Consider the following 16,492-nt stretch of genomic DNA (forward strand, 5'->3'; position numbering starts at 1 on the left):
TTCTCGGGCTGTGCCGCGCCCCGATCGGGGTGTGCGGCCTCGGTCCGACGACTAACCGGCGGCGGCCGTGCCGAGCAGCGGCACGATGCGGTCGCTGCGGTTGTCGTTGAACAGCTCGTTGTCGTTGTTGTTGTGGTTGTTGATGATCAGCCTGAAGCGCTTGCGGCTGTGGTGCCGGTGGCAGTGGCCGCCACCGCAGCAGCAGCGACGCTCGCAGCCGCCGCCACAGGTCGGGAAGGCGGCGGCGGTGACCGTGGTGGTCATCGCGTTGGCGCTCATGACAGTGGTCGCCGCGCCCATGGTGACGACCCCGCCGGCCAGCGCCGTGCTGATCGCGAGCCCTGCCATGACACTCTTGAACTTGGGCATTGCGTTTCCCCCTTGTAAGGACTAAGTATCCCCGTTTTTGACTTTTCCCGTATAAGCCGGAAATTGTCAGGGATGGCTGGTGATAAGCCATCCCTGGTTGTCATAGTTTCCTCGCATGTCTGCTGACAAACGGAGATCGAAGGCTTTTGCGATCCTCTTAGCTATTTATCGTCGATGTTGGATGCTTATTGGTCGTTTTGAACCGAAATGCATTTAATGTCGGATTTGTTCTTTGAGGTGAGGGGCGAGGGGTGCGGGACGCCGTCGAGGGGCGAGCCGGTGTCGCCTCATACACGGGCGCCGAGGTGGCGAGAGGAGTTCGCGGTTCGGAGGAGATACCGGGCGACGGTGGGAAAGGCGGAGGACGGAAGGTCGTGGAGGACGCGCGAAGGCCCCGCGGTCCGGAAACCGCGGGGCCTCGCTGTCACTTCGTGAGATGAGAACTCGCACTGTGGTGAGAGTCAGGGTCTTGGGAGTCTCTCCCCAAGTTTCCGCTGTCGCCGTTTGGCCCGTTCCCCTGGATGAGAAGCACGGCCGCGGCGAGCGCGGGGTCCTGTCTCTCTGTCACGGTCTCGAAGCCGCGGGAAATCGCGGATCGGGCCCTGAGTGGTCCTGTCCTCCGATGGTGCCGCGCCCCTGTGCGGGTACGCGATTTCGGGCCGGCGACTTACTCGTCGTCGTCGTCACCGAAGGCCAGGGGCCGAAGGAGGCCGCTGCGGTTTTCGTTGCGCAGCTCGTTGTGGTTGTTGTTGTGGTTGTTGATGATCACCTTGATGCGCTGGTGGCTGCGACGATGGTGGCGCCAGCCGCCACCACAGCAGCGGCCACAGCCGCGACGCCAGCCGCAGCCGCCGCCGCATGTCGGGAAGGCGGCGGCGGTGACCGTGGTGGTCATCGCGCCGGCGCTCGTGGCGGTGGTCGCCGCCCCCAGGCCGACGACGCCGCCGGTCAGCGCCGTGCTGATCGCGACTCCTGCGAGAACGCTCTTGAACTTGGGCATGCGTTTCCCCCTTGAAAGGATCGATTACCCCGATTTCTGGCATTTTCCGCATAAACCGGAATTGCCAAAGATGGCTGGCTATGAGCCATCCCTGCTTGTCATGATTTCCGCCCATCTCGGGCTAGAAACAGGAATCGAAGGGCTTTGCGCTGCTCTTATCTATTTATGGCATGTGTTGGACTCTTATTGATGGTTTTGAAATGAAATGTCTTTAATGTCGCCTTTGTTCTTTGGTGGGAAGTGCGGAGAGGAGGTTCGGTCGCGGGGTGCCCCTCGGCGGTCGCGGGCGCCGATGGAATGCCGTCGAATTAATGATGATAAATCGTGCAATAGAAGACATCTGGCGAAAAAAGCGTTATGTGTCTTTTGTGGTAACGGGAGGCTGTCTCCCCGCCATGCCGAGGGCCGAACTATCGTGGAAGGGCAGTGGAACGACAGGAGGCGAGTGGTGAACAACCCGATCCCCATCTGGCCGGGTGAGACGATCGACCTCGGCGAACAGCGGGTCCACGTGCGGTCGACACCCCGTGGGCCTGCCGAGACCGCCGTCTACGTGCACGGTCTCGCAGGCTCGGCGACCAACTGGACCGACCTGATGGACGAGCTGTCCGAGACGGTGACGGGCCACGCCCTCGACCTGCCCGGCGCCGGATACTCGCCCGCGCCGCCGGGCGCCGACTACTCCGTCGACGCCCACGCCCGGACCGTCGCGGCCCTGATCGAGCGGCTCTCCGACACACCCGTACACCTGTTCGGCAACTCCCTGGGCGGTGCCGTCTCGGTGCGGGTCGCGGCCACCCGCCCCGACCTGGTCCGGTCGCTCACCCTGATCTCGCCGGCCCTGCCCGACCTTTTGCCCAGGTACGCCCCGGCGCGGGTGGCGCTGTCCACCGTGCCCCGCATCGGCGAGTGGGCCGCGAGCAGGCTCGCCCTCGTGCCCGCCGAGCGCAGGCTCGGCGCCACACTTGCCCTGTGTTACGCCGACATCGGGCGGATTCACCCTGACCGGCTCAGGGAGGCGGCCGAAGAGCTGCGCCGCAGGGACGGTCTCCCGTACGCGGTGGAGGCGATGATCAACTCGGCCCGAGGCATCGTCGCCGAGTACTTCAGGCGCGGGGAGACGAACCTGTGGCGGCAGGCGGCCCAGGTGAGCTCGCCCACGCTGGTCATCCACGGCCGCCACGACCGCCTCGTCAACCCTCGCATGGCCGCCCGCGCGGTCCGGACCTTCCCGCGCGTGCGGCTGGTGCTGCTGCCCGACGCCGGGCATGTGGCCCAGATGGAGTTCCCCGAGCGGGTGGCCCGCGAGGCGAGGCTCCTCATCGCCGAGACGCGCCTCACACCGGTTGGGGAATGACAGGGGCACCGGGTTAGGTTGTGAGTGAAGCGTGCTGCGCCAGCCGCATCAAAGACCCCTGAAACGGGAGCAGAACTGTGTCGTTGCCACCGCTGGTAGAGCCGGCAGCCGAGCTGACCGTCGACGAGGTGCGCCGTTACTCGCGCCACCTGATCATCCCGGACGTGGGCATGGCCGGGCAGAAGCGTCTGAAGAACGCCAAGGTGCTCTGTGTGGGCGCCGGAGGCCTGGGTTCTCCGGGGCTGCTCTATCTCGCGGCGGCGGGAGTGGGCACGCTCGGCGTCATCGACTTCGACGTGGTCGATGAGTCCAACCTGCAGCGGCAGGTCATCCACGGCCAGTCCGACGTCGGCCGCCCCAAGGCGGAGAGCGCCGCCGACAGCGTCAGGGAGATCAACTCGCTGGTCAACGTGGTCGTTCACAACGAGGTGCTCACCACGGACAACGTGATGGAGATCTTCGCCGCCTACGACCTCATCGTGGACGGCACCGACAACTTCGCCACCCGTTACATGGTCAACGACGCGGCCGTTCTCCTCGGCAAGCCGTACGTCTGGGGTTCGATCTACCGCTTCGACGGCCAGGCCAGCGTCTTCTGGGCCGAGCACGGCCCCTGCTACCGCTGCCTCTACCCCGAGCCCCCGCCGCCCGGCATGGTCCCCTCGTGCGCCGAGGGCGGCGTGCTCGGTGTGCTGTGCGCGTCGGTCGGCTCCATCCAGGTCAACGAGGCGATCAAGCTTCTCGCGGGCATCGGGGAGCCGCTGGTCGGCCGTCTGATGATCTACGACGCCCTGGAGATGAACTACCGCTCGGTCAAGGTCCGCAAGGACCCCGAGTGCGTGCTCTGCGGCAAGAACCCGACGGTCACCCAGCTCCTCGACGACTACGAGGCGTTCTGCGGCGCGGTCTCCGAGGAGGCACAGGAGGCCGCCTCGGGCTCCACGATCACCGCCGCCGAGCTCAAGTCCTGGCAGGACCAGGGCGAGAGCATCTACGTGATCGACGTCCGCGAGCCGAACGAGTACGAGATCGTGTCCATCCCCGGCGCCGTGCTCATCCCCAAGGGAGAGTTCCTCAACGGCTCCGCGCTGGAGCGGCTCCCGCAGGACAAGAAGATCGTCCTGCACTGCAAGTCCGGTGCCCGCTCCGCCGAGGTCCTCGCGGTCGTCAAGAGCGCCGGCTTCTCCGACGCCGTCCACGTGGGCGGCGGCGTGCTCAGCTGGATCAAGACGGTCGACCCGAGCCTGCCCACCTACTGAGGCCCCGTGTCCGGTATGTCCCGCGCCCCGTGGAGCACACGCTCCGCGGGGCGCTCGCCGTTCAGGCGGTCCGCAGGGATTCCACCGGGGTCACCAAGTGCTCTCCACACTGACGGATCTGGACGGAACGGCGGATGACACCCGCCTCGCCGCATTAAGGTCGAGGGCGTGCATGAAATCCCACGTCAGCGGCGGCGTTCATGGCCGACGCTGGTCGTGGCCTCGGCCCTCACGATGTTCTGCGCGATCGTGGCCGGGGTGGCGAGCAGTGCCGCGGCGACGGAGCTCACCCGGGGGCCGACCCAGGCGGAGCTCGACCGGGCCGCCCTCGACGAGGTGGCCAGGCGCTGGCAGGCCTGGCCCGCCGGGCGCGTCTTCCCCGAGACCGTCACCTACGCCCCCGAGCAGGGAGGCGAGGAGAAGGCCCGCCGGGTGGGCATCTCGCCGGAGACCCGCTGTGACAGGGCGGTCGACGCCCGGCTGCGCAAGGTGCTGCGACAGACCGGTTGCCTGGGCATCCTGCGGGCCACCTACATCGACGCACTCCAGGGGATCGTCGTCACCGTCGGCGTCGCGGCCTTCGCGGACGAGATCGGCGCCACCACGGCGAGGGCGGCACTGCCCAGGAGCGGCAGGCCCTCGCCGGGGTTGAGGGCGCTCGCCTTCCCCGGCACCGTCACCGACAGGTTCGTCTCCGCGGGGCGCCAGGCGGGCCTCGCACGGCAGGCGGGCCCGTACGTGGTGATGGCCACGGTCGGGCAGACCGACGGCCGGCCGGCGAGGGCGGTCGGCGAGCAGCGGCCGACCCTGTTCGCGTTCACCGGGGACATCGCCGACCGCATTCTCGCCAAGCTGTCCATGCCCGCCCACCCCGACTGCGCCTCCACGGAATGGCGATGCTGACCACGCCGAGGCGTCTGCCCGCCACCGGGTCGTCCGTGAGGGTGCCGCCGGTGCTCACCGTGCTGGTGGTGCTGAGACTTCTGATGTCGCCGAGGGCACTGAGAGCGCTGAGGAACGCGATGACGAGGGCGACGCCGGTGGTGCTGGCGGCCCTGGTGGTGCCGGTGGTCCTGGTTCCGGCACCGGTCGCGCGGGCCGACGACGTCAGGGAGAGCCAGCGGGAGGTGCTGCGAACCCTTGACCTGCCCGCGGCCTGGCAAATCTCCGAGGGCAGGGGGGTGATCGTGGCCGTCCTCGACTCGGGGGTGGACCGCGACCACCGGGATCTCGCCGGCTCGGTGATCGAGGGCAGGGACTTCACGACCGGGGCCAACCCGCCGGGGGTGGAGCCCCTGAGGCTGCACGGCACGTACATGGCGTCGCTGATCGCCGGACACGGGCACGGTCCCGGCGGCGGCGACGGGGTGATCGGCGTCGCGCCACGCGCGAAGGTGCTCTCCGTACGGGTCATCCTGGAGGACGAGGAGCCCGGTTTCCGGGAGTTCAACACCGCCGAGCGCTACGAGAACGTGGTGGCCAGGGGCATCAGGCACGCGGTGGACCGCGGCGCCGACGTGATCAACATGTCGATCTCCAAGGAACTGGCGACCAGGGAGGAGCGGTCGGCGATCCGGTACGCGATATCCAAGGGGGTCGTGCTCGTCGCGGCGGCGGGCAACGAGGGCGCGGAGAAGCCGGACGCGAGAGGTCACGCCCCCTATTCCTACCCGGCGGCCTTCCCCGGGGTGGTCTCGGTCGCCGCGACGGACCGCGGGCTGCGCCGGGCCTCGTTCTCCAACCGGAACCCCTCGGTCCTGGTGGCCGCACCGGGGGTGGACATCCTCGGTGCCGGGCCGGGGGACGAGTACTGGGTCGGCCGGGGCACCTCGCAGGCGACCGCCCTGGTGTCGGGCGTCGCCGCCCTCATCAAGGCCAAATATCCAGATATGTCGCCCGCGCTGGTCGTGCAGGCGATCACCGCGGGAGCCACCCGGCGGCCCACCGGCGGTTATGACACCGATACGGGCTTCGGCGTCGTCAACGCCACCCGGGCACTCGCCGCCGCCGCCAGGATCTCCCGGCACACCCTCACCGCCGAGGGGGTCGGGGGCGCCGGTGGGCACGACCCCGCCCGCCCGCTGGGCAAGGCGGTCGAGCCCGTGCGGATCGTCCACCGCGACCGGGATCGGATCACCCTGTACGGCGGGGTGGCCGTGGCCGCCGGACTCGGTGCGGTCGTCTCCCTGATCGTGCTCGCCGTGTGCATCGGCCGTACGCGCTCGTCGGAGATCGTCGAGGAACCCGTGCCGGACCCGTTCACGACCCCCTGGCCGTGAGCCTCCGGCCTGACCGTGGGCGTCCGGGCGGGAGAGCGCCGCGAAAATACACGCCGCCGATAGGGCGGAGAGGTCCTTCGACGTAGCATCGAAGTATGTCGCAGCAAGGGCGGTCCCGGGAGCCGGAGCGGCCCCTGGGGGCTCCCGCCCCCCGCGCGCGCGGCGGCTGGCCGCCGTCCGGTTCACGGGTGGGCGGCACCGGCGGCGCCGGAGGCGGTCGGGGTCGGCGAATGCCCGCGCCCGGCGCCTCCGCCCGGCGGGCCCGCGTGCGGTCCTGGCCCGCGGCGGGCCGCGACCGCGAGGCGGTCAGGCGGGCCGAGCTGGCGACCCTGGAGCAGGGCATCCACTTCCGTACGATCTTCCTGATCCTGGTGGGCACGATCCTCGCCATCGCCGCCACCAACGTGCTGACCGGCACGGTCGGGCTGGTGCGCGAGACGAGCTCACGCCCGCTGACCGCCGCCGAGCAGGCCCGCTACATCCAGGACGACATCGCCAGGCGCTGGTACACCTGGACCGCCGACCTGGTCTTTCCCGTCGAGTTGCAGTACATCGGCCTCGGCAGGGTCCAGCAGTACGCCCGCAGGGTCGGTCTCGCCCCCGAGGTGGCCTGCGCGGCGGGAACGGACGCGCCGGTGGGATCGGTGCTCTCCGAATACGGCTGCCGCACCCTGCTGCGGGCCACCTACGTCGACCAGACGTCCTCGTTCGTCTTCACCGTGGGCATCGCCGTGCTCGACAACGAGGAGCGGAGGATCGCCGCGACCGCGCAGCTGGGCGTGGACGACCGGGTGGGGGTGCGCCCCGTGGCCTTCCCCGGCACGGCGACCGAGCTCTTCGGGGCCGCGCAACGCCAGCGCAACGCCTGGGTGGGTGTCGGTCCCTACATCGTCTTCTCCACCGCCGGTTACACCGACGGGCGCACCCGAGCGGCGGTCGCCCCCGAGGAGATCCTGCACAGCGAGCTGTGGCCCGCGGCCCAGGCGGTCGCCGGGCGCATCGCCCGTGCTCTCGGCGACGAGCCCAGCGCCGTTCCCCAGTGCACCCAGGGGAACGTGTGCTGAGGCGGCGACGGTTCTGGGCGGCGGGAGTGCTGGCCGCGCTCTGCGTGGCGGGTCCGGCGCTCGCCGGGCCGGTGTCGGCCGCCTCGCCGGTGTCGGCGCCGCCTGTTTCCGTAGAGCCCAGGGGGGCCGCGGACGTCCGAGAGGACCAGCGCTGGGTGCTGGAGATGCTCAACGCCGAGGAGGCGTGGAAGGTCACCAGGGGCGCGGGCGTCATCGTGGCCCTGGTCGACAGCGGGGTGGACGACCAGGTCGCCGAGTTGCGGGGGCGGGTGATCTCCGGGCCGGACATGGGGTCGGTCCGGTTCGACAGGGACACCCCGGACGCCGGGCGGCACGGCACCGCGATGGCCTCGCTCATCGCAGGGGCCGGCAAGGGGGAGGAGGGCCTGCTCGGCGTCGCGCCCGAGGCGAGCATCCTCTCGCTGCCGCTGATCGTCGAGGAGCGGCCGGAGGACGGGTCCTCCGCGCCGCCCGAGGATCTGCGCTCGCGCGCCGACAGCCCTCTCGCCCGCGCGATCCGCTACGCCGCCGACCACGGTGCCAAGGTCGTCAGCATGTCGCTGGGCGCCTACGGGCCGCACAGGAGCGAGCGGGAGGCGGTCTCCTACGCGCTGTCCAGGGGCGTGGTGCTCGTCGCGGCCGTGGGCAACGACGGGGATTCCCAGTACGCCATGGACAAAGCCACCTCCTTCTGGAACTTCCCCGCCGGATACTCCGGGGTGATCGGTGTGGGCGCGGTGGACGACCTGGGCAGGCCGGCGACGTTCAGCAGCGACAACCTCTCGGTCCTGGTCTCGGCGCCGGGCGTCAACGTTCCCGTGGTCGTTCCCGGAGGGGAGTACGGGTCCTCAGAGGGGACGAGTTCGGCGACCGCGCTGGTGGCCGGAGTCGCCGCCCTAATAAAAGCAAAATATCCGGATATATCGCCGCAAATGGTGTCGCAGGCCCTCACCTCCACGGCCACGTCCCGGCCCGTCAACGGCTACGACGACCACGTCGGGTTCGGCGTCGTCGACGCCGCGGCCGCCCTGGAGGCGGCGGGCCGCCTCGTGGCCGGCGCGAAGGAGGTCCCGGTTCCCGAGGGCAAGCACTTCGGTGACGGCACCCTGCCCACCGAGCCCAGCAGGCCGGGGCCGGAGCCCGTGCGCCTCTGGCTGTACGGCACGGGCCTCGTGGCCGGCCTGCTCGCGTTCGCGGGGGCCGTGGTGATGCTCAACCGGCACTCCGGCAAGGGAGGGCGGGCGATGGCGGCCCCCGAGCCGATCTGGCGCGGAAGAGCGCGGAGGTGACCGTATTCGACGGTGATTCGACTGCGATTCGAACGCGTTTTGGACACCGTTCGGATGCGGCAGCCCAGATGTCGGGATTCATACCCGGAATACCTGGAAGGTTCGATAGTCTCGCGCCTTATGGGGTACGAGTTGCGCGTGGAGCGCCCTGCGCCTCTCGCCTTCGCGGAACTCGCGACTGTGCTGGGGCAGGCGGGGTTCGAATTCAGAGGTTCACAGGAGTCGGGGGAGATCCTGGCCCGTCACAATGGCGCTGTCCATGCCATAGCGGTATGGGACGGCCGGCTTTCCGGCACGCCCGGATCCGACTGGCAGGTGGCCCAGCTGGCGCGCGTGTCCGCCCTTCTGGGAGCGCGGCTCGTCGGTGAGGACGGCGAGTCCTACGCGATCCGCGGCGGCCTGGTGGAGCAGCTGAACGGCTCCGCGGCCTACGAGTTCGGCAAGCTCGACGAGATCCTCTCCGCCGGACCGACCGTATGGAGCCAGTAGGCCATCCCTCCCCGTACGCCGAGCGGGTGCTCGACCTGGTCGAGCGCATCCCGTCGGGAATGGTGATGTCCTACGGCGACATCGCCGAGTATCTCGGCGAGGGCGGCCCGCGCCAGGTCGGCAGGGTGATGTCCACGTGGGGCGGGGGCGTGCCCTGGTGGCGCGTCGTGCACGCCGACGGCACCCCGCCGCCCGGTCACGAGCAGCGGTGCCTGGTGAGCTGGCGCGCGGAGCGGACCCCGCTGAGGGGTGCGCGCGCCGACATGCGGGCGGCCAGATGGGACGGGAAACCATAGATGGTACGACGGGACCGAGCGGGAAACCGGCTAGATTACAAATGCCTGTAAATCTCTCAAGCCCGTAAATTACGGCGTAACCGGCCCTGCTGTGGCGCACTAACATGGCCTAGGACAGCGCTCTGTCCGAAAGGCGGTGCCTTCTCCATGGCGACCGGTGCCACTCCCGCACGAGCCGGCGGCGACCCCGTCGCCGATCGCCTGCGGGCTGTCCAGGATCTCTGCGACCGGGGAGAACCACTCGACTCGATCATGGAAGCGGTGCTGGCAGACGGACTGAAACCGGTCGAGCGACGCCGTTTCGACGCCGACGCGCTGGCCGGCCCCCTGGGGTCCCGGCTGGAGATCGCGGCCAAGCGAGGAGCCGCCAAGCGCCGCGAGTTCGTCACGCTACTGAAGCCGTACGTCACCGGCGTCGACGCGAAGGTCAAGCGTGACCTTCCGGTGGCCCGCAGGATCGCCTTCCACCTGATCGAGCACCGGGAGATCGACGAGCTCGCCGACGGCGACGCGCTGCAGAAGCTCGTCACCGCCGCGGCCGAACCGTCCAGGCGCGTCCGCAAGAGCCTCAGGTGGTACGCCGACCTGCCGCTCCAGGACGAGCTGCCCGAGGCCCTGTACCGCCTGCGGGCGGCCGACCTCATCCCGGTCACCCAGATCGAGGACATCTCCTGGTCGGGCGGGCGGCTGCACATCGGCGGGCACGCCTACCTGGCCGGACTGTCCGTGCGCAGCCGCCGCTTCAACCGGGCCACCGTGGTGCTGCGCGGCCCGCGCTGGCTGCCGCCGGTGCTGCTTCGCACCCGCAGGGTCTTCCACCCCGAGGCGACCCACGGGGCGGAGGAGGCGGGCTGCAACTACGACTGGTCCGGTTTCACCGCCGAGATGAGCCCGTGGCCGCTGCGCTGGCGTTCGGCCGTGCGGGCCGTTGTGCGCGGGGGCAAGCGCCTGCTGCGCCGCCGCGAGACCGTCCAGGACACCACCACCTGGCGCGCCGAGATCGTGATCTGGAGCCGTGGCGCCCGCGCGGGCGGTCTGCTGCGCGGTCCCTCCACCGGCCGCACCGAGCGCCCCGCGGGCCTGGACCTCGGCAAGGGCTGGTGGATCCGTCCCGTCTGGACCTCCGACCGCGCCCTCCAGGTCGTGCTGCAGCCCACCCGGGCCGAGCTGGTCGGCGTGCGGCTGGACGGCGAGCGCCTGGAGGTCGAGGTCTTCCTGCCGGGCAAGGAGGTCAACAGGGGGCAGGCCCGCCTGGACGGCCACCGGATCGCCGCCGACTTCACCCCCGGCGAGGGCGGCACCACCGTCGTCGTGCCGCTCGCGACGGCCTCCCTGCTGCAGGAACGCGACGGCGGCAGGCTCTGGATCGAGCCCAAGGGCGACCCCGCGGCCTCCGTCATGATCGGCAAGGCCCGGGAGAGCCGTACGGTCGTCGGTGACCGGGAGATCACCGTGCTGCGCGACCGGCGCGACCGCGTGAGCGTCTCCGCGCACCGGGTTCGCCCGGTCGTCACCGCTGCGACCTGGGACGAGGGGGGCGTGCTCACCCTGGAGGGCTCCTACCCGGGTTCCGGTGAGGCCGCGCTCACCCTCAAGCACCGCAGCGGACTGATCCACGCGATCCCCCTGGAGCGCGAGGACTCCCGTTTCACGGTGAGGCTCGCGCCCGCCGCGATGCCCCGCTTCGGCGACACGGCTCCGCTGAACAGCGGCACCTGGAGCATGGCGGTGCGCGACGCGGCCGGACAGATCGTCCCGTTCCGCGTCGACCACGCCATCCTCGACGGGCTGGACGAGGAGACGAAGATCCGTGACGGCCGCGAATACCGCCTGCTCTCCACCCGCTTCGACATCCCCGTGCTCTCCGTCGCCGAGCACCTTCCCGACGACGAGAAGGGCGCGGGCGGCCTGTACGCCCTGCGCCGGCACTTCTACCCCGCCGAGCGGACCCGTGAGCTGAACGACGCGACCGTCTACGTCGCCTACGACGGGCGGCAGTACGAGGGCAGCGTCCGCGCGGTGTACGAGGAGCGCGTGCGGCGCGGCGACACCGGTGAGCACATCTGGGTGGTCAAGGACGGCGCCTTCGTGCCGCCGGGTCCCGACAGGCTCGGTTTCGGCACGGGCGAGGGGCCGACCGTGGTGCGCGCGGGCAGCCGCGAGCACTACGCGGCACTCGCCCGCTCGCGCTACGTGGTGACCAACGGCTTCCTGCCGCCGTGGTTCCGGTCCCGCGAGGACCAGGTTGTGGTGCAGACCTGGCACGGCACCCCGGTCAAGCGCCTGGGCAACGACCTGCCGCACATGTCCCGCGACCCCAAGCCGCCGGCCTGGCACCGGCAGGCCGTCGAGGTGCGCGGCTGGGACCTGCTGGTCTCCCAGAGCCCCTGGGCGACCCGCGTCATGCGCAAGGCGTTCGGCTACCAGGGCGAGGTCCTGGAGAGCGGCTACCCGCGCAACGACGTGCTCGTCGCCCCCGACCGCGACGAGCTGGCCGCGGCGGTGCGCGCGCGGCTCGGCATCGCCGAGGGCGCCAAGGTGGTGCTCTACGCGCCGACCTACCGCGACTACGACCGCAAGAACGCCTCGATCCGCCTGGACCTGGCAGAGGCGCACCGGGTGCTCGGTCCGGGCCACGAGTTCCTGATCCGGGGTCACTCGATGCAGGCGGCACCGAACGTGCGCGCCGGCCTCGGCCGCGACGTCACGACATATCCGGATATCACGGATCTGTTGTTGATCGCGGACGTGCTGATCACGGACTACTCGTCGGTCATGTTCGACTTCGCCGCGACCGGCAGGCCGATGCTCTTCTTCACCTACGACCTGCAGCGCTACTCGTCCAAGCGGGGCATCTACCTCGACCTCGCCGCCGAGGCCCCCGGCCCGCTGCTGTCCACCGGGGCCGAGGTCATCAAGGCCCTGAAGTCGATCGACGAGGTGGCCGCCGCCCACGCCGAGAAGTACGACCTCTTCCAGCGCACCTACGTCCCCCGCGACGACGGCAAGGCGACGGCGAGGCTCGTCGACCGCGTCTTCTCCGCCTGACCCGCCCGCCCCGGGCCGGGTGATTCGCCGGTTCAGGGGGCTGTTTCTCCTCTCCGGATACGGCCCCCTGAGCCGTTCCCGAGTGCGTCCCGGGGAGCGTCTCCTGCCGGGAGAGGTCCTCGGGGCCGGAACCGTCTGCGACTTCGTCACTCGGAGGGCGTCCCTCCGCTCCCGGCGGTCTCGCGGATTCCCGGCCGGTTTCCGGTGATTCCGCGAGTGCCCCGCACGATGCCCGCCCCGTCCCCCGCACCCCCTTTGGAGCCCTCGGAAGACTCCCGCCCAGGTCCGCGCGGTGCTCCGCCCGCCGGATTCCCGAAAAACCGCCCGCGGCCCGCCCCATCCGGTGAAGAATCCGCCATGCCGTACCCGCCGACTCGGCACGATCATCGTCCGGGATCTGGTGGAATGGCGAGTTGTGAGTGGTCAGGACTGGCGGCTGATACGTCGTGAGGGCGCGGGGAGGGCTGTTGCCCCTGTGCTCGACGAGCACCAGCGGGCGGTGGTGGCCCATGAGAGCGGCCCGCTCCTCGTGCTCGCGGGGCCCGGCACCGGCAAGACCACCACGATCGTCGAGACCGTCGTCGACAGGATCGAGCGCAGGGGCGTCGACCCCGAGCGGGTGCTCGTCCTCACCTTCAGCCGCAAGGCCGCAGAGGAGCTGCGCGAGCGCATCACCTCCCGGATGCGCCGCACCACCCGCACCCCCCTCGCCCTCACCTTCCACAGCTACGCCTACGCGCTGCTGCGCCGCGAGGCCGTGCTCGCCGGAGGGCTGCCACCGCGCCTGCTGACCGGTCCCGAGCAGCTCCTGGAGATCCGACGTCTGCTCCACGGCGAGCTGGAGGACGGCGCCACGCACTGGCCCCACGACATGCACGAGGCGCTCAAGACGCGCGGCTTCGCCTCCGAGCTCCGCGACTTCCTCGCCCGCGCCGCCGAGCGCGGTCTCGACGGACCTGAGCTGAGAGAGCTGGGCCGCCGCCACGGCCGCGCCGACTGGGTGGCCGCAGGAGGGTTCGCCGACCGATACCAGGCCAGGTTCGACCTCGACCTGGAGCCGGTGCTCGACTACGCGGAGCTGATCCGCGCGGCGGGCGCGCTGCTCTCCGACCCCGAGGTGCGCGCTCGCGAACGGTCGGCGTACGACGCCGTCTTCGTCGACGAGTACCAGGACACCGACCCCGCGCAGGAGTTCCTGCTGCGGCAGCTGGCGGGGGAGGGCCGCGACCTGGTCGCGGTCGGCGACCCCGACCAGTCGATCTACGGCTTCCGTGGCGCCGACGTCCGCGGGATCATGAACTTTCCCGACAGGTTCCGCGACGCGAACGGCGCGAAGGCCCCCGTCATCGCGCTGCGCGTCTGCCGCCGCAGCGGTCGCGAACTCCTGAGGGCGACCCGCCGCGTCACCGCCCGCCTGCCCGCTCCCCCCGGCGCCGCCGCCCACCGCGACCTGCGCGCCCTGCCGGACGCCGAGCCCGGCGACGTACGGGTGCTGGTGGCCGACGGGGGGCCGCAGGAGGCGGCGATCGTGGCCGACACCCTCCGCAGGGCGCACCTGCTCGACGGTGTTCCCTGGTCGCGGATGGCCGTGCTGGTGCGTTCGGCGACCCGTCAGGTGCCGCTGCTGCGCCGGGCGCTGGTCAGCGCAGGGGTGCCCGTCGTGGTCGGCGGTGGCGAGGTGCCGCTGTTCCAGGAGCCGGGCGTACGGCCGCTGATCAGGCTCATCCAGGTGGCGCTGCACCCGGAGACCCTGGACGAGGGGGTGGCCGAGGAACTGCTGACCGGGGCACTCGGCGGCACCGACATGATCGGGGTGCGCCGCCTGCGCCGCGCGCTGCGGATCGCCGAGAACGAGGCGCTCGCAGGCATCGGCGAGCGCGACATGGACGAGACGTCGGCCGGTCCCGGCGAGCGCGATGCGGAGGAGAGGTCGGCCGGTTCCGGTGAGCGCGATGCGGAGGAGAGGTCGGCCGGTTCCGGCGAGCGCGATGCGGAGGAGAGGTCGGCCGGTCCCGGTGAGCGCGATGCGGACGAGGCGCCGACCGGCCTCGGCGACCACGCCGCGAACGAGGCGTCGATCCGCGTCGGCGACGACGCCACGGACGAGCCGGCGACCGGCCTCGGCGAGCACGGCGTGGACGAGGCGCCGGCCCGCGTCGGCGAGTACGACGCGGACGAGATGGCGGACCGCGAGACCCACGGCCCGCGTTCCTCCGGCGAGCTGATGGTCGCGGCGCTGAAGGACGCGCGGGAGCTGGTGAGGGTGGAGCCGCACGTGGCGCAGCCCGCCGAGCGGCTCGCCGGTCTCATCTCCGCCGCCACCGAGGCGGTGGGAAAGGGCGGCACCGCCGAGGACGTGCTGTGGGCCGTCTGGCAGGCCACCGGCCTGGCCAGGAAGTGGACCGACATCAGCCTCAGGGGCGGCGTGCGGGGCCTCATGGCCGACCGCGACCTTGACGCCGTCGTGGCGCTGTTCGACCACACGGCCAGGTTCGTCGACCGGCTCCCGCACGCCGGGGTGGACATGTTCGTCGAGGACCTGGTCGCCCAGGAGATCCCCGGCGACTCGCTCGCCGAGCGCGCCCCCGACGGCGACACGGTCCGCATCCTCACCGCGCACCGCTCCAAGGGCCTGGAGTGGGACGTGGTGGTCGTCGCGGGGGTTCAGGAGGGCGCCTGGCCCGACCTGCGGCTGCGCGGGTCCATCCTGAGCACCGACGACATGGTCGCCAGAGCCGAGGGTTCCGAGCACGAGAACCCCGCGGCCGTCTCCGCCGCCCTCGCCTCCCAGCTGCTGGCCGAGGAGCGCCGCCTGTTCTACGTGGCCGCGACCAGGGCGAGAAAGAAACTCATCGTTACCGCCGTGGGCGGCGACGACACCGAGGAGCGGCCCTCCCGCTTCCTCACCGAGCTCGTCCCCGGTTCGACCGAGGACGCGGGCGTCGACGAGCGTTCCCGCTGGCTCAGCATGCCCGCGCTCGTGGCCGACCTGCGTTCGGCGGTCGCCGACTCCACCAGGCCCGAGCCGCTGCGCAGGTCCGCGGCCGAGCACCTGGCGAGGCTCGCCGCCTCGGGGGTGCCGGGCGCCCACCCCAACGAGTGGTACGCCCTCACCCCCATCTCCGACGACCGCCCGCTCAGCTGGCCCGACGACATCGTGCGCGTCTCGCCCTCGGCGGTGGAGAGCTTCAGCAAGTGCGGCCTGCGCTGGCTGCTGGAGACCTCCGTGGGCGCGGGCGGCACCGACGTGGCCCGCGGCCTGGGCACGGTCGTGCACGCGCTCGCCGTCCTCGCCGCGACGGGCATGCCCACGGAGGAGACCCTCGGCAAGCGCCTGGACGACGTCTGGCACGAGCTCGACTTCGGCGGCGTCTGGTACAACCGCAAGCAACGCGCGGTCGCCGAGGAGATGATCTCCAAGTTCGTCCGCTGGCACGAGGAGAACCCCAGGGAGCTGGTCGGCCTGGAGGAGGCGTTCACGGCGATGGTCTCCGAGGGCGTGCAGATCAAGGGCCGGGTCGACCGGGTCGAGCGCGACGGCGAGGGCCGGGCCGTGATCATCGACATCAAGACCGGCAAGACCGGCGCCAAGGACAGCGAGCTCGAACGCCACCCCCAGCTCGGCGTCTACCAGCTCGCCGCGCTGCTCGGCGCCTTCCAGCGGCACGGCCTGACCGAACCGGGCGGTGCGGCCCTGGTCCAGGTGGGCGACGCGGCGGGCAAGAAGGCCGCCAAGGAGCAGGCGCAGCCTCCCCTCGGGGACGACCCCGACCCGAACTGGGCCAAGGACATGGTCGGCACCGTCGCCGTCGGCATGTCGGGGCCGTTCTTCCAGGCCAAGGTGAACGACGGCTGCCGCACCTGCGCCGTACGGTCGAGCTGCCCGGTCAGCAAGAACGGAGACCAGGTGTGCTGAGCCGCACGACCCCGGGGGACGCCCCGTGCTGAGCCGCGTCACGCGTACGGGGAACCCGCGCGCCGCGTCCGGTCGTGTCGCGCGTACGGGGGGATCGGTCCCGCACCGCACGGTCCTTGACGGGGG

At 71.0% G+C, this 16,492-nt stretch carries 12 protein-coding genes; 10 read left to right on the plus strand and 2 right to left on the minus strand.

Annotation, left to right across the window (positions count from 1 at the left end):
* Window positions 1-51: 51 nt before the first annotated feature.
* Together ABZ664_RS17130 and ABZ664_RS17135 are read right to left on the minus strand one after the other, a co-directional pair.
* The gene (locus ABZ664_RS17130) at window positions 52-369 is read right to left on the minus strand and encodes a hypothetical protein (RefSeq protein ID WP_362509914.1); all 318 of its coding nucleotides are present in this window, start codon (window positions 367-369) and stop codon (window positions 52-54) included.
* A gap of 667 nt (window positions 370-1,036) precedes the next feature.
* Window positions 1,037-1,369, minus strand: coding sequence for a hypothetical protein (locus tag ABZ664_RS17135; RefSeq protein WP_362509917.1), 333 nt, complete (start codon window positions 1,367-1,369; stop codon window positions 1,037-1,039).
* Window positions 1,370-1,817: 448 nt separating this feature from the next.
* On the opposite strand from ABZ664_RS17135, the gene ABZ664_RS17140 reads away from it, so the two are divergent.
* The 10 genes from ABZ664_RS17140 (at window position 1,818) to ABZ664_RS17185 (ending at window position 16,366) form a co-directional block, all read left to right on the plus strand.
* Window positions 1,818-2,726, plus strand: a complete 909-nt coding sequence (locus ABZ664_RS17140; RefSeq protein ID WP_362509920.1) for an alpha/beta hydrolase — start codon at window positions 1,818-1,820, stop codon at window positions 2,724-2,726.
* Window positions 2,727-2,803: 77 nt separating this feature from the next.
* Window positions 2,804-3,985 (plus strand): adenylyltransferase/sulfurtransferase MoeZ, encoded by a 1,182-nt coding sequence (gene moeZ / locus ABZ664_RS17145; RefSeq protein WP_362509923.1) that lies wholly within the window; start codon window positions 2,804-2,806, stop codon window positions 3,983-3,985.
* A 168-nt stretch (window positions 3,986-4,153) separates the two neighbouring features.
* Window positions 4,154-4,888 (plus strand): hypothetical protein, encoded by a 735-nt coding sequence (locus ABZ664_RS17150; RefSeq protein ID WP_362509926.1) that lies wholly within the window; start codon window positions 4,154-4,156, stop codon window positions 4,886-4,888.
* Window positions 4,882-6,264: a S8 family serine peptidase gene (locus tag ABZ664_RS17155; RefSeq protein ID WP_362509928.1), complete on the plus strand. Its 1,383-nt coding sequence runs from the start codon at window positions 4,882-4,884 to the stop codon at window positions 6,262-6,264. The genes ABZ664_RS17150 and ABZ664_RS17155 overlap by 7 nt, the downstream gene beginning before the upstream one ends.
* 95 nt (window positions 6,265-6,359) lie before the next feature.
* The gene (locus ABZ664_RS17160) at window positions 6,360-7,328 is read left to right on the plus strand and encodes a hypothetical protein (RefSeq protein WP_362509931.1); all 969 of its coding nucleotides are present in this window, start codon (window positions 6,360-6,362) and stop codon (window positions 7,326-7,328) included.
* The gene (locus ABZ664_RS17165; protein WP_362509934.1) at window positions 7,322-8,617 is read left to right on the plus strand and encodes a S8 family serine peptidase; all 1,296 of its coding nucleotides are present in this window, start codon (window positions 7,322-7,324) and stop codon (window positions 8,615-8,617) included. Before ABZ664_RS17160 ends, ABZ664_RS17165 begins: the two co-directional genes overlap by 7 nt.
* A 138-nt stretch (window positions 8,618-8,755) precedes the next feature.
* The gene (locus ABZ664_RS17170) at window positions 8,756-9,106 is read left to right on the plus strand and encodes a hypothetical protein (protein WP_350947866.1); all 351 of its coding nucleotides are present in this window, start codon (window positions 8,756-8,758) and stop codon (window positions 9,104-9,106) included.
* Complete coding sequence (locus ABZ664_RS17175; protein ID WP_362509937.1) at window positions 9,094-9,402, plus strand: MGMT family protein; 309 nt, start codon at window positions 9,094-9,096, stop codon at window positions 9,400-9,402. The genes ABZ664_RS17170 and ABZ664_RS17175 overlap by 13 nt, the downstream gene beginning before the upstream one ends.
* Window positions 9,403-9,549: 147 nt before the next feature.
* Window positions 9,550-12,450 (plus strand): CDP-glycerol glycerophosphotransferase family protein, encoded by a 2,901-nt coding sequence (locus ABZ664_RS17180; protein ID WP_362509940.1) that lies wholly within the window; start codon window positions 9,550-9,552, stop codon window positions 12,448-12,450.
* A gap of 475 nt (window positions 12,451-12,925) precedes the next feature.
* Window positions 12,926-16,366, plus strand: a complete 3,441-nt coding sequence (locus ABZ664_RS17185) for a UvrD-helicase domain-containing protein (RefSeq protein WP_362510067.1) — start codon at window positions 12,926-12,928, stop codon at window positions 16,364-16,366.
* Window positions 16,367-16,492: the final 126 nt, after the last annotated feature.

It is taken from the genome of Streptosporangium sp. NPDC006930 (genome assembly GCF_040635605.1).
Lineage (GTDB): Bacteria > Actinomycetota > Actinomycetes > Streptosporangiales > Streptosporangiaceae > Streptosporangium.